Origin of the sequence: Tepidicaulis marinus, assembly GCF_000739695.1 — a bacterium.
GTDB classification, from domain to species: Bacteria; Pseudomonadota; Alphaproteobacteria; order Parvibaculales; family Parvibaculaceae; genus Tepidicaulis; species Tepidicaulis marinus.
On record NZ_BBIO01000016.1, the window covers coordinates 39,156 to 52,207 of the forward strand.

The window sequence follows — 13,052 nt, forward strand, 5'->3', positions numbered from 1 at the left end:
CAGCAACGCCTCGAGTAACGCAGGGCCAGCGGAAAACCTGCGATATGCAGAACGGGCCTGGAAGCGGGAGAGCACAGCCCTCACCGGCCTCATCCGGCCAACATTCATAAGATTTTCGAGCTTCGACACAGATGCGCACTCAGCCAATGGGTGCCTGTCATCGAGACCAATGACAGACTGTCCTATCCAGCCTCGCTGTCACTCTCTAAAATTTTCTTACAGACTGAACCTTTGTCGCGGATTGCAAAGGAAATGGTAAATAAAGACTTAGCGCTGTGTGTCGGAATGGACCGTCACGGATGAAAGCCCCTGAGAGGGAAAGGCGCGCGGCGCGCTGGGACGCGTCCAGAGCGGTACTTTTTTCAGCCATAGGCGCAGCGCCTCGAAGTGAATACCGGCCACGACCTTGAACGTCATGAAAGGAAAACGCAGGAAACGTTTGAGAAGCGCCGCATCGCTAAGCGCCGCTTGCCGCCCCTGCAACCCGGCCACCAAGGTGAGCGCGCCGTCCAGATGATACCGGATATGGACAAACAGCTTCTCCCCCGGCTGGGAAAGTTTCAGCCGGTAATGGCCGCGCGCCGGATTGAACGGGGAAACGTATAGAAGCTTGCCCGTCTCATGGGTAACGGCCTGCGGCGTCCCCCCTTCTTCCACCAGGCAGGGATAGACATGGCGTTCGCCGAACGTGTTCGTGACCTGATAAAGCAATGCGGTCAGCCGGCCTGCGCCATCGAAACAATAAAAAATACTGAGCGGGTTGAAGGCAAAGCCCAACATGCGCGGATGCGCGAGAAGGAGAATGCGCGCCGGCGCCTCGCTCTGCCCGCAGCCGCGCAGCACGCTTTCCGCCCAGCCGCGCAGATCCGTGTCCCGCCCGTTCCCGTGATCTTGCGGATAGAAGGAGAAAAGATTGCGTTTTCCCAGCGAAAAGAAACGCAGCGCCTTATCGAGGCGGGGCAATTCATCGAGATCGAAAAGCCCGTAAAAGACCTTGTAGGAAAATCCATGCGCGCGCGGCACGAAACGGCGGTGCATGACCGCGGCATCGTAAAGCGCGCTGGAAAATGCCTCGCTCATGCCGCCTCCGCCTGCCGGAGCGGTACCAAAGCTTCAGGCGGCAGCAAGAGCCGGCTTGAGGGATTGTCGAGATGCCACGGCCGCCTCACGCCGCCAAGCTGCTCGGCCACCGCAAGGCCCGCCTGCAGCCCGTCTTCATGAAAGCCTGCGCCGAAATAAGCCCCGCAGAACCAGGTGTTGCGCACCCCTTGAAGCTGCCAGAGCATGCGCTGATTGCGCAGCGCATGACGGTTGAAAACCGGGTGATCATATTCGAAACGCCCATACACTTGCTCCGCGCGCGGCGCGGTGCCCGGATTGAGCGTCACGAGAACCGGCGTGGCGGTGGGCAGCGATTGCAATTGGTTCATCCAATAAGTCACGCAAACGGCCTCGCCCTCCCCCCCAATATAGTTCCAGCTCGACCAGACTTTCCGGTTGGCCGGCATGAAGCGTGTATCGCTATGAAGATAGGCGATATTCTTCTGATAGGGAAAGGCGCCGAGTATGGCGCGCTCCTGGCCGCTTGCATCGCCAAGAAGAGCGAGCGCCTGATCGCTATGACAGGCAAAAACCACCTCATCGAAGCGTTCCGTGCTCCCCTCTTCCATATGAATCAGGACGCCGTCCGCCGCGCGCCGAACCTGCGCGATCCGCGCACCGAGCCGGATATCGGCCTGCATGTCACCGGCCAATGCGGTGACGTAGCTGCGCGAGCCGCCCGCAACCGTGCGCCAAAGAGGCCGGTCCTTGACCCGCATCAAGCCGTGATTTTCAAAGAAGCGCAAAAAGGCAAGGGCGGGATATTGTTCCACCTGCTCGACCGGCAAGGACCAGATCGCCGCGCACATGGGCAAAAGATGATCGCGCTGAAAGGAACGCGAATACCCATGGGCTTCAAGGAAGGCGCCCAGCGGCTGTTCGGCAAGGGACAGATCGCCGGAAAGGCGCGGCCCTGCCCGGTAAAGCTTCATGATATCCCGGATCATCCGCCACATGCGCGGGCGCAGCATATTGCGCCGGTCGGCGAAGAGCCCTTTGATGCCCGAGCCGGAATATTCGAAGGCGCCGTTTTCCAGCGACGCGGCAAAGGACATGTTGCTGGCCTTCGTCGGCACGTCCAGATGCGCGAAAAGTTTGACCAGATTGGGATAGTTGAGCTCATTATAGACGATGAAACCGGTATCGACCGGCACATGTTCTTGCCCCAGCGCCAGATCGACCGTATTGGCGTGTCCGCCAAGGCGGGTGTCCTTTTCGAAGAGCGTGACCTCATGGCCTTTGGAAAGCAGCCAGGCGGCGGACAGGCCGGAAATGCCCGAGCCGATGACTGCGATTTTCCGGGAGGGTGTTTTAGCGGGGGGCATATCGGTGAAGGGCACACCGGTAACGGAACCAAGGGGACGGGTCATAAATTTCCTCACATCATTCATTACCTCCTCTTACGCGCCCCCGGGCCGGGCGGATCAATGCGCCCCGCTGCCGCATTGGCAAGCCGCATCCCAGGCCATATTTAGCAATCGCTACAATTTGCTTTAGGGTGATCCGTCCACACGGCTTTCCCGTACGAGGTACATGCGTGCAAACCTTGCATTCGAGACCGGCACCGAAAGCATCTGGCCTTTGGCCGGAGGCTCTGGACATCTGGCCGCGCCGCCACGGCGCAGGCCGAAGGTTTCGCGCATGAGCAAGATGCAGGCAAGCGAACTCGATACCGGCGCGCTCAACGATTGCCTCAGCCGGATTGCGGCGCAGGCGGACCGCGGCGCCTTTTTGCAGGTTTTCGACCATTTCGGCCCGAGGCTGAAATATTTCCTCCTCCAGAAAGGCTGCACGGACGGCGAGGCGGACGATCTGGTGCAGGACGTGATGCTGACCGTCTGGCGCAAGGCCAAGCAATACGACCCGGCAAAAGCGGCGGCCAGCACCTGGATCTACACCATCGCCCGCAACCGTTTCATCGACGCCAAACGCCGCGAGCGGGTCATGGTCGATATCGACACTTGCCCGGAAGCCGAGCAGGTGAGCGAGGGCACCGCCGAAGACGAGATCAGCCAAAGCGAGCTTGCCCAAGGTGTCGCCGCCGCCATGGCGGATTTGCCTGCGGCACAAGCAGAAGTGATCCAAATGGCCTTTATCGACGGTAAAACACACAGTGAAATCGCCGAGGAACTGGGCGTACCTCTCGGCACCATCAAATCGAGGATAAGACTGGCATTTGCCAGATTGCGAGACGTGTTGGAGTCCCACAGATGAACGTTGCACCACCCAAAACCCTGGAAACCGGCCCCAAGCACCGCTTGGGCGACGAGTGGCTGGTGGGATTGGCGAGCGGCACTTTGAGCGAAGGCGAGGCCGTGTTCGCACGCACCTGCCTTTCTTTCGTGCCCGGCGCGGCAGCGGACCTGGCACTGGCCGAAACGCTGGGTGCCGCCGTTCTTGAGCGCGCCCCGAAGGCCGCGCTGCGGGCCGATGCCCGCGCCTCGCTGCTGGCCGCGCTCGAGACGGCGCAAATGGAACCGCCGGCTGAAAAGCAGCAAACCCACGGCGTACAGGCGCGCCAAACCGGCGGCGTCATGCCCGCCGTGCTGCAGGACTATGCGGGCGGCGATGTCGACCGGATGAAATGGTCTTACCTTGGCCCCGGCATGAAGAAAGTGCGCCTCTGGCAAAACGGCGAAGGCCAGACGCTCTGGATGCTGCGCGCCCAGCCCGGGGTAAAAATCCCCGAACACACCCATGAGGGCACGGAACTGACACTGGTGCTGAAGGGCAGTTTCCACGATGCTTTCGGCAGCTACGGGCCGGGCGATGTGGAAGAAACCAATGACAGCCACACCCACGACCTCATCATCGATGAAGGCGAGGAATGTATCTGCCTGGCGCTGACCGACCGCCCGCTGAAATTCAAAGGCTGGATCGCCCGGGCCATGCAACCTTTTGTCGGGCTCTAAACCGGCTTCAAAAAGCACCGCCAAACAAAAACGGCCCCCTATAAAAGGGGGCCGTTTCGTTTGCTCTGCCCGATGCCTCAGGCGATGCTTTAGGCCGCCGTGTAACCCAGCATGGCTTTGACTTCGAGGAACTCCTCGAACCCGTGATCGCCCCATTCGCGGCCATTGCCCGACTGCTTGTAGCCGCCGAACGGCGCGCCGAAATCGGGACCTGCGCCATTGATATGCACATTGCCGGTGCGCAGCTGCGCGGCGACTTTACGGGCATGTTCCGGCTCACCGGAAACATAGCCGGAAAGGCCGTAGACCGTGTCATTGGCAATCTCGATCGCCTCGGCCTCATCCTTGTAAGGCAGGATGGTGAGAACCGGGCCGAAGATTTCCTCGCGTGCAATCGTCATGTCGTTGGTGACATTGGCGAAGATGGTCGGGCGCACATAGTAACCCTTGTTCAGCCCGTCCGGACGGCCGACGCCGCCAGCCACAAGCTGCGCACCTTCGTCGATGCCCTTCTGGATGAGATCCTGGATCTTGTTGAACTGGGTCTCGCTGACAACCGGGCCGATCGTCGTGCCTTCGGCGGTCGGATCGCCGGGCTTGACCTGCTCGGCGGTTGCACGGGCGATTTCCACCGCCTCGTCGTGGCGGCTGGCCGGCACGAGCATACGGCTCGGGGCGTTACAGGACTGGCCCGAATTCGTCATCATGCTCATGACGCCGCCGGACACGGCTTTCTGCAGGTCGGCATCTTCTAGAATGACATTGGCCGACTTGCCGCCCAGTTCCTGCGCCACGCGCTTGACCGTGTCGGCTGCGTTCTTTGCGACCGCGATGCCCGCGCGGGTGGAACCGGTGAAGGAGACCATGTCCACATCCGGATGCGAGGAAAGCGGAACGCCGACACCCATACCGTCGCCATCAACGAGGTTGAAGACGCCTTTCGGCACACCGGCTTCATCGAAAATCTCGGCCAGGATATGCGCATTGAGCGGGGCGACTTCGGAAGGTTTCAGCACCATGGTGCAGCCTGCGGCCAGCGCCGGGGCGACCTTGCAAATGATCTGGTTGACCGGCCAGTTCCACGGCGTGATGAAACCGCACACACCGATCGGCTCTTTGGCGATGCGGGTGGCGCCGCGGTCTTCTTCGAATTCGTAATCTTTGAGGATTTCCAGCGTCTTGGCGAGGTGGCCAAGGCCGGTTGCCGCCTGCGCGGCTTTGGAGAGCCAGAGCGGCGCGCCCATTTCCTCGGAAATCGTCGTGACGATATCGTCATAACGCTTCTGATAAACCTCGATGATCTTCTGAAGCAGCGCCATGCGCTCTTCGCGGGTCGTGCGCGAATAGGTCTTGAAGGCTTCTTTCGCGGCGGCGACGGCCTTGTCCACATCGGCGGCGCTGCCGAGGCTGATCTTCGCGAAAGGCTCTTCGGTCGCCGGGTTGATGACGTCGAAATCGTTCGCCGTTACGGGATCGACCCACTGGCCATTGATATAAAATTTGCGGCAGTCCTTCATCTCGTCCTCCGTGTGATGCCGTCCCTGCTGGGTCTTGTTGGGCTTTGCCCAGCTCAGACTGATATTTGGCTGGTTACGATGGCTCTGGCCTGTCCGCTTTTCAAGCGCCCGCTATTGCTTTTCCTTCAGGCACCGGGGAAACCGGAACAGAGCGATATGCGTGCCGGAAACCTGACACAGAGCCAGCCCGGCGGTCCAGCAAAAATGGGGTAATTACCCCATTCTCCTGACGTAAATTGTGCCTCCAGGCCGCGATCGCAAGGGAACGGCAGCATAAAACACCAGCCAATCTCTTGAAACACAAATGAACCGGCGGGTGCATTTTCAAACGAAGACGCATAGACTGCCGCCCGATAACAAATCCGCGAGTCGCCCCGTCCATGAGTTCCTTGCCCCCTGCCGCCGCAAGTCCCGCCGCGCTCGAGGAAGCCGAAGCGGCCTATGAAGCGCAGGTCTGGCGCGATCTGCCGCGCAATTACGCCGCCCATCTCGTGCACGGGCTTTTGGGGCAAACGGGCTTCCGCCTCGTCCATGCGCCCACCTTCGTGCCCGCCTATATCTATTTGCTCTCAGGCTCCGAAATCGCCGTCGGCCTCGCCCTTGCCGCGCAATATCTCGGCGCCGCGCTGTCCTCGGTTTTCGGCGCGACCTTGATCGAGCACCGCAAGCGCGTGCTGCCTGTGGGCTTCGTCACCGGCGCGCTGATGCGCCTTCAGGTGCTCGGCCTGGCGCTGAGCGGGCTGTTTCTTTCAAGCGACTACGCCCTCGCCGCCGCAACGCTGTTCCTCGGACTGTTCGGCTTTTTCAACGGCATGCAGGCGGTGATGTTCAATTACCTCCTCTCCAAGGTCATTCCGGTAGCGCGGCGCGGACGGCTGACGGGCCTGCGCAATTTCCTGGCCGGCATTACGGCTTCGGCGGTCGCCTATTTCGGCGGCTCTTATTTCGTGGAGACGAATGCGCTCGGCAATGGCTATTCGGCCACCTTCCTCGTTGCCTTCGCCATGACGAGCGCCGGGCTCTTGATGCTGCTTTTCGTGCGCGAGCCGGAACCGCCGGTGGTGCGCAGCCAGTCGAAATTCGCCAGCCGCCTGAAAGAGCTGCCCGCCATGCTGAAGGCGGACCCGGCCTATACGAAATTCTTTCTCGCCCGCGCGCTTTCCGCCCTCGGCACCATCGCCGTGCCGTTTTACGTGCTTTATGCGGGCCAGCGCATCGGCCTGTCCGGCTATATTGTCGGTATTCTTTCCATCGCATTTTTGCTGACGCAAACGGCAACGAACCTTGCCTGGGGCGCGCTGGCCGACCGCACGGGCAACCGGCTTGTCTTTATCGCCTCGCTCGGGCTCTGGGTCGCCTCGACGCTGCTCCTGATCGGCGCTGAAGGGATCTGGCTTGTTTCGATTGCCTTTGGCGGGCTGGGCGCGGGTTTCGGCGGCTGGCAGATCGCCTCGCAAAATCTGGTGCTGGAATTCGGCGCGCGCGAGGACTTGCCCATGCGCATCGCGGTGTCGAATTCGGCCACCTGGGCGATGATGGCCGCAGGTCCGGCCTTTGGCGGCGTGCTCGCCTCAAGCGGCACCTTCGAAAGCGTTTTTGCCGTGGCCATGGCCTGCCAGGCGGCCGCGCTCTTGCTCGTGCTTTTCTTCGTGGATGAACCGCGCCGCCGCAGAGGTTAAATAACCTGTTCAGCCGCCATTAGGCCCCAGCGCATGTTCGGCAGGGGCGATGCTTTCCTCCTCCGGCAAGAAATCCTCCTCGCCCGTCTGCGCATCGGCACCTGCTTCCTGGCGCTCGGCAAGCCGCATGGCAACTTCTTCCACCTCGCCCCAAACACGCAGCAGATTGCCGCCCCAAAGCTTTTCGATGTCCGCATCCGAATAACCGCGGCGGATAAGCTCGGCGGTGACATTGACGGTTTCGGCCGCATTGTCCCAGCCCTTCACGCCGCCGCCGCCGCCGAAGTCCGAGGAAATGCCGACATGGTCGATGCCCATGACCTTCACCGCATGGTCGATATGATCGACGAATTCTTCAAGGCTCGCGCGGTCATAGCGCTGACCGATTTCCTTCATGCCATTGACGAAAGCAGGCAACTTGCCGTGCTTGATATAGCTGAAATGCGCATCCCCCGCAGCCCGCGCAACACGGCTGCGCAGCCCGCGCTCTTCGGCGGCGCGCGCCGCATCCACCTTCACATAGGCTGAAAAAGCAACGACCTGCATCACCCCGCCGGTGCGCGCCAAGGCTTCCATCTGCTCATCGGAAAGATTGCGCGGATGATTGCCGAGCACCGAGACCGCCGAATGAGAGGCAATGACGGGCGCGGCGGAAACGCGCAGCGCCTCCATCATCGCGTCGCGGGAAATATGGGAAACATCGACCATCATGCCGAGCCGGTTCATCTCGGCCACCACTTCGCGCCCGAAGGCGCTGAGCCCGCCATGCTCGATTTCCGCGTCCCCAAGATGGGAAAGCGGAATGGAACTGTCGCAAATATCATTATGGCCGATATGGGCGAGCGTCATGTAGCGGGCGCCGAGATCGTAATATTTCTCAAGAAGAGAAATGTCCTTGCCGATCACATAGCCGTTCTCGATACCGATCAGCGCAGCTTTCTTGCCGCTGGCATGAATGCGCGCCACATCCTGCGCCCGCACCCCCAGCTCGATTTCATCCGGATAAAGCTCTTCGGCCATGCGGCGGATGGCGGTGAATTTCAAAAGCGCGGCGTCTTTGGCCGCTTCATAGCCTTCCGGCGTGCGCGGGCCCTGGCCCACATAGACAATGAAGAAAGCCGCATCCATGCCGCCCCGGTGCATCTTGGGCAGATCGACCTGCATGCCCGTCAGGCGGCCGGGATCGTGCTCGGGCACTTTTGTGTAATCGGGGGGAATATCCACATGGCTGTCGAGCGTAACAATGCGCCGCTGCAAGGCGCGGGCATGAGAAAGGACGGATTTCTCGCGCACCGCTTCAGGCAGGCCTTCCTTCAAATGCGCGACAAGCGCAATCGGCGCGGCCACAAGCCCGGCAAACCCCAAACCAAAAGCAATTGCCGCCAATCCCCCAGTGGCTTTCCGCATCGCATCCTCGCCTTACCCGTTCAACGCCGACCGGCCGAGCCTGCACGCCGCCTGCGCGCCCGAGGTGCGGGAAGGCTCTTGCCGGTGAATCGGGTGCGATGCTGGCACAGACCCGCCCCCCGCGCCACCCATCCGGCATTTCGGCCTGTCCAGAGGGTCACGCGGAGGAACGCAAGGCCGGTGCTTAGCCCTGCATCAGCCGCATAACCTCAAGACGCAGCACGATGGAAAGCGCCTCGCCCAGCGCCTGGCGGTCCCGCATGTCCAGTCCGCCTTCTTCCAGCGCCTTTTGCCAGCTCTTGACCCAATCGACGGGCGCGTCTTCCCCCTGCTCATGGGCGCCCGTCCCGCAAAGCTCGCCGCCGCGCAGAAGCGCGGCATGAAGGACCGGGGAAATGAGCTCGGCCGCGGCCAAATGATCGGCAAGAACGGCCAGATGGGACGCCGGCAGCGCCCGGACATCATAGCGCCCGGCAATATGTGCCCAGACGGCAGTCCGTGCCTGCTCCCGGCCGATGAGCCGGACCTGGCTGCGGGGTTTGGGAGCGCCCGGATTTGCAGGGTTTTCTGCGGTTTCGGAAAGGTCTTCGACGAAGAATAGGTCAAGCATGCTCATCAATTCGGGCCTCCATAGCAGGGTTTGGAGAGAGCATCGCAAGCCCCTTGCCAGTTTTGGCCCGCGTCGCATCTTGCATCGGCGGGCGCGAAACGCGCGGGATTTCCCCCGCCCCGCACCCCCTTGGCAAAGAGCGCCGGATCGGTCATGTTATTGACCAAGTGACAAGTTACAAATACCGGCGCAGACCGGACGAACGGATCGTGCCCAGGGGAGGATGCAAGAATGGCGGACCGCGCACTCGACAATGAAATGGTGGACCCGAGAACCTTCGGGAAAGAAAACCGGCTGCATGAAATCTATGCCGAGCTGCGCCGGGAAGACCCGGTGCACTGGACCGAGCCCGACGAATACCGTCCCTTCTGGGCCGTGACGAAACATGCCGACATTCTGGAAATCGAACGCCAGTCCGACATTTTCCTGAACGACCCGCGCACCACCCTGCTCACCCGCCAGCAGGAAGCGGATGTGCTGGAATTTACCGGCGGCAGCCATATCGCCATCCGCTCGCTCGTGCAGATGGACGATCCCGATCACCGGGTGCTGCGCGCGTTGACCCAATCCTGGTTCATGCAGCCCAATCTGAAAAAGATGGACGGCGCGCTTGCCAGCCTTTCCAAGGAATTCGTGGACAAGATGGAAGGGCTTGGCGGGGAATGCGATTTCGTCACCGACGTCGCCGTCTGGTACCCGCTGCGCGTGATCATGAACATTCTGGGCGTGCCGCGCGAGGATGAGCCGCTGATGCTGAAACTGACGCAGGAGCTGTTCGGCTCCTCCGATCCGGACATGCAGCGCGACGAAAAACAGGCCATGTTCGACACCAATGTCATCACCGACTTCTTCAACTACTTCACGAAGATAACCGAAGACCGCCGCGCCAACCCGACCGACGATGTGGCCAGCGTCATCGCCAATGCCACGGTGCATGGCGAGCCCATCAACCATATCGACGCCATGGGCTATTACATCATCGTGGCCACCGCCGGCCATGACACGACTTCGTCTTCGACGGCAGGCCTTCTTCTGGCGCTTTTGCAGAACCCGGATCAGATGGCAAAGCTGAAAGCCGATCTCAGCCTCCTGCCCAGCGCCATCGAAGAAGCAATCCGCTGGGTGACGCCGGTCAAACACTTCTTCCGCACCGCGACGCAGGACTATGAGCTGCGCGGCAAGAAGATCAAAAAGGGCGACTCTCTTTTGATGTGCTATCCCTCCGCGAACCGGGACGAGGACGTCTTCGAGAACCCCTTCACCTTCGATATCGAGCGCAAGCCCAACAAACATGCCGCCTTCGGCCATGGCGCGCATCTGTGCCTCGGCATGCATCTGGCGCGCATGGAGATCAAGGCGCTCTTCAGCGAGCTTCTGCCCCGCCTCGACCATGTGGAGCTCGCCGGCGAGCCTTCCTGGGTGCAGGCGAATTTCGTCAGCGGCCTGAAGCACCTGCCGATCCGCTATCAGATGCAGCGCAAAGCCGCTTAAACCTTCCGGCCTAAAGCGCCGGAAAACCGCCAAAAACGCCGCTCCTTCCGGAAACCGGAGGGGCGGCTTTTTCGTGAGGCCTTATGCCGCTGGAACAGACGGCGCTTTTGGCGTAGATAGGCGCCCATGAGCGAGACCTTGACCCCCACCGCCCCGCGCCGCCTGGCGAGCGCCCCGAAGATCGGCATTGTGAGCCTCGGCTGCCCGAAAGCGCTGGTGGATTCCGAACGCATTCTCACGCGCCTGCGCGCCGAAGGCTATGAAGTCTCCCCGACCTATGACGGGGCCGACGCCGTGATCGTCAACACCTGCGGCTTTCTCGATAGCGCCAAGGCGGAATCGCTTTCGGCGATCGGCGAGGCGCTGGCCGAAAACGGCCGCGTCATCGTGACGGGCTGCATGGGCGGCGACGAAGCCTCAATCCGCGATACGCATCCAGGCGTTCTCGCCGTTACCGGCCCGCATCAATATGAAGCCGTGGTCGCCGCCGTGCATGAAGCCGTGCCGCCCGCGCCCGAACCCTTCATCGATCTCGTGCCCGAGCAGGGGATCAAGCTCACCCCGCGCCATTACGCCTATTTGAAGATTTCCGAAGGCTGCAACCACCGCTGCTCCTTCTGCATCATTCCGAGCCTGCGCGGGGATCTCATGAGCCGGCCCGCCGCCCATGTGCTCACCGAAGCCGAGCGCCTTGCCAAAGCGGGGGTGAAGGAGCTGATGGTGATCTCCCAGGACACCAGCGCCTATGGCCTCGATATCGGCTATGCGGCAAGCAGCTGGCGCGGCAAGGAACGGCGCGCCCATATTACCGACCTGGCAGACGCGCTGGGCGAGCTCGGCATCTGGGTGCGGATGCATTACGTCTATCCTTACCCGCATGTGGACGATCTTCTGCCGCTCATGGCGGAAGGGAAAATCCTTCCCTATCTCGACATCCCTTTCCAGCACGCAAGCCCCAAGGTGCTCAAAGCCATGCGCCGGCCGGCCAATCAGGAAAAGGTGCTGCACCGGATCGCCAAATGGCGCGAGATCTGCCCCGACCTCGCCATCCGCTCCACCTTCATTGTCGGCTTTCCGGGCGAGACGGAAGAAGATGTGGACTTCCTCTGCGATTGGCTGAAGGAAGCCGAACTCGACCGGGTGGGCTGCTTCAAATATGAGCCCGTGGAGGGGGCCGCGGCCAACGAACTGGAAGGCGCGGTGCCCGAAGAGGTGAAACAGGCGCGCTGGGAACGCTTCATGCAGACCCAGCAGGAAATCAGCGCCAAGCGCCTTGCCCGCAAGGTCGGCACCATGATCGACGTCATTGTCGATGAGGTGGACGGCGAAGGCGCGATTGCCCGCTCCAAAGCGGATGCGCCGGAAATCGACGGCAATGTCTTTTTGAACGGGGACACGGACGTCAAACCCGGTGACATCGTTCAAGTACGTGTCGAACATGCCGACGAATACGACCTCTGGGCGATCCGGCCTTAAGGCTTAAGTCTCAAAACTTGGGTTCAAAGCCCCGCGCCATCGAAAAACGCGCCAAGCGCCAGCCGTCCTTGCCGTTCGAGCACGGGCGAATATTTCGCCGTGTCGGCGCGCAGGCCCTGAACGCTTACACCTTCCGTCGCATTGATCTCGCCCGTATGCCCGACGAACCAGCGCTCGAGCGGGGCGCCGCAGGCTTCCAGATGAAATTGCAGGCCGAGCGCATGAGTGCCGATTGAAAACGCCTGCACCGGACAAAGCGGCGTCGAGGCGAGCCGCACCGCCCCTTCCGGCAGATCGCAAATATCGCCGTGCCAGTGAAGGACGGGCGTTATCTCTCCGCTCACATGGGAAAGCGGCGAGCCAGCCCCTTCTGCCGTCAGCTCGATAGGCGCCCAGCCGATTTCTTTTCTCCGGCCGGGGCGCACATCCGCGCCGAGCGCTTTGGCCATGAGCTGCGCGCCAAGGCAGATGCCGAGCACCGGCTTTTGCGCCGCAAGCCGCGCTTTGATGAAACCGGTTTCTTCGGCAAGCCAGGGATAATCCTCTTCCTCGTAAACACCGATCGGCCCGCCGAGAACAAGCAGCAGATCGGGCGCCAAAGGATCGAGCCCTTTAAGCCCGCCCATCGGCACATCTACATAGGACAGCGCAATGCCGCGCTCTTCCAAAACGGGCGCGAGGAGCCCGGCATCTTCGAACCCGACATGAATAAGAGCAAGGGCGCTGCGTGTCATGGAACCTCATCAAACAAGCGTGACTGAAAAAATCCGCCAGAGCTTCTTATATAGAGGGCAGCGGCGCGGAATGGGAAAACCAATCTGAAGATTTCCGCCGGATATGGCGGATACGCCAGATAGAA

General features: G+C 61.3%; 11 protein-coding genes. 5 read left to right on the top strand and 6 right to left on the bottom strand.

Annotation, left to right across the window (positions count from 1 at the left end; translation table 11 throughout):
• Positions 1–267: 267 nt before the first annotated feature.
• Positions 268–1,080 (bottom strand): DUF1365 domain-containing protein, encoded by an 813-nt coding sequence (locus M2A_RS13570; RefSeq protein WP_045448559.1) that lies wholly within the window; start codon positions 1,078–1,080, stop codon positions 268–270.
• On the bottom strand, positions 1,077–2,471 hold the full coding sequence (locus M2A_RS13575; RefSeq protein WP_369384809.1) for an NAD(P)/FAD-dependent oxidoreductase: 1,395 nt from the start codon (positions 2,469–2,471) through the stop codon (positions 1,077–1,079). Before M2A_RS13575 ends, M2A_RS13570 begins: the two co-directional genes overlap by 4 nt.
• Before the next feature lie 271 nt (positions 2,472–2,742).
• On the opposite strand from M2A_RS13575, the gene M2A_RS13580 reads away from it, so the two are divergent.
• The gene (locus M2A_RS13580; protein WP_045448647.1) at positions 2,743–3,315 is read left to right on the top strand and encodes a sigma-70 family RNA polymerase sigma factor; all 573 of its coding nucleotides are present in this window, start codon (positions 2,743–2,745) and stop codon (positions 3,313–3,315) included.
• Positions 3,312–4,013 (top strand): ChrR family anti-sigma-E factor, encoded by a 702-nt coding sequence (locus tag M2A_RS13585; RefSeq protein WP_045448561.1) that lies wholly within the window; start codon positions 3,312–3,314, stop codon positions 4,011–4,013. Before M2A_RS13580 ends, M2A_RS13585 begins: the two co-directional genes overlap by 4 nt.
• Positions 4,014–4,102: 89 nt before the next feature.
• On the opposite strand, the gene M2A_RS13590 is transcribed toward M2A_RS13585, so the two are convergent.
• Positions 4,103–5,530, bottom strand: coding sequence for an aldehyde dehydrogenase family protein (locus tag M2A_RS13590; RefSeq protein WP_045448563.1), 1,428 nt, complete (start codon positions 5,528–5,530; stop codon positions 4,103–4,105).
• Positions 5,531–5,910: 380 nt separating this feature from the next.
• On the opposite strand from M2A_RS13590, the gene M2A_RS13600 reads away from it, so the two are divergent.
• Positions 5,911–7,209 carry an MFS transporter gene (locus M2A_RS13600; RefSeq protein WP_045448567.1) on the top strand — a complete coding sequence of 433 codons (1,299 nt, stop codon included), beginning with the start codon at positions 5,911–5,913 and terminating at the stop codon, positions 7,207–7,209.
• A 9-nt stretch (positions 7,210–7,218) separates the two neighbouring features.
• Here M2A_RS13600 and M2A_RS13605 read toward each other — a convergent pair whose 3' ends face one another.
• Positions 7,219–8,616: a dipeptidase gene (locus tag M2A_RS13605; protein ID WP_081875635.1), complete on the bottom strand. Its 1,398-nt coding sequence runs from the start codon at positions 8,614–8,616 to the stop codon at positions 7,219–7,221.
• Between the two features lie 184 nt (positions 8,617–8,800).
• Entirely contained in the window at positions 8,801–9,232 is a 432-nt protein-coding gene (locus M2A_RS13610; protein ID WP_045448569.1) for a hypothetical protein, read from the bottom strand.
• A 225-nt stretch (positions 9,233–9,457) separates the two neighbouring features.
• Here M2A_RS13610 and M2A_RS13615 point away from each other — a divergent pair, with 225 nt between their 5' ends.
• Together M2A_RS13615 and rimO are read left to right on the top strand one after the other, a co-directional pair.
• Positions 9,458–10,717 carry a cytochrome P450 gene (locus tag M2A_RS13615; RefSeq protein WP_045448570.1) on the top strand — a complete coding sequence of 420 codons (1,260 nt, stop codon included), beginning with the start codon at positions 9,458–9,460 and terminating at the stop codon, positions 10,715–10,717.
• 126 nt (positions 10,718–10,843) lie between these two features.
• On the top strand, positions 10,844–12,193 hold the full coding sequence (gene rimO, locus M2A_RS13620) for a 30S ribosomal protein S12 methylthiotransferase RimO (RefSeq protein WP_121880344.1): 1,350 nt from the start codon (positions 10,844–10,846) through the stop codon (positions 12,191–12,193).
• Positions 12,194–12,216: 23 nt separating this feature from the next.
• Here the strand turns inward: rimO and M2A_RS13625 are convergent, their stop codons facing one another.
• Positions 12,217–12,927, bottom strand: coding sequence for a glutamine amidotransferase (locus M2A_RS13625; RefSeq protein ID WP_045448571.1), 711 nt, complete (start codon positions 12,925–12,927; stop codon positions 12,217–12,219).
• Positions 12,928–13,052: the final 125 nt, after the last annotated feature.

Excerpts from the sequence above, each read along its gene's own strand:
- M2A_RS13570 (WP_045448559.1), bottom strand. The coding sequence starts at position 1,080 with ATGAGCGAGGCATTTTCCAGCGCGCTTTACGATGCCGCGGTCATGCAC.
- M2A_RS13575 (WP_369384809.1), bottom strand. The coding sequence starts at position 2,471 with ATGACCCGTCCCCTTGGTTCCGTTACCGGTGTGCCCTTCACCGATATG.
- M2A_RS13580 (WP_045448647.1), top strand. The coding sequence starts at position 2,743 with ATGAGCAAGATGCAGGCAAGCGAACTCGATACCGGCGCGCTCAACGAT.
- M2A_RS13585 (WP_045448561.1), top strand. The coding sequence starts at position 3,312 with ATGAACGTTGCACCACCCAAAACCCTGGAAACCGGCCCCAAGCACCGC.
- M2A_RS13590 (WP_045448563.1), bottom strand. The coding sequence starts at position 5,530 with ATGAAGGACTGCCGCAAATTTTATATCAATGGCCAGTGGGTCGATCCC.
- M2A_RS13600 (WP_045448567.1), top strand. The coding sequence starts at position 5,911 with ATGAGTTCCTTGCCCCCTGCCGCCGCAAGTCCCGCCGCGCTCGAGGAA.
- M2A_RS13605 (WP_081875635.1), bottom strand. The coding sequence starts at position 8,616 with ATGCGGAAAGCCACTGGGGGATTGGCGGCAATTGCTTTTGGTTTGGGG.
- M2A_RS13610 (WP_045448569.1), bottom strand. The coding sequence starts at position 9,232 with ATGAGCATGCTTGACCTATTCTTCGTCGAAGACCTTTCCGAAACCGCA.
- M2A_RS13615 (WP_045448570.1), top strand. The coding sequence starts at position 9,458 with ATGGCGGACCGCGCACTCGACAATGAAATGGTGGACCCGAGAACCTTC.
- rimO (WP_121880344.1), top strand. The coding sequence starts at position 10,844 with ATGAGCGAGACCTTGACCCCCACCGCCCCGCGCCGCCTGGCGAGCGCC.
- M2A_RS13625 (WP_045448571.1), bottom strand. The coding sequence starts at position 12,927 with ATGACACGCAGCGCCCTTGCTCTTATTCATGTCGGGTTCGAAGATGCC.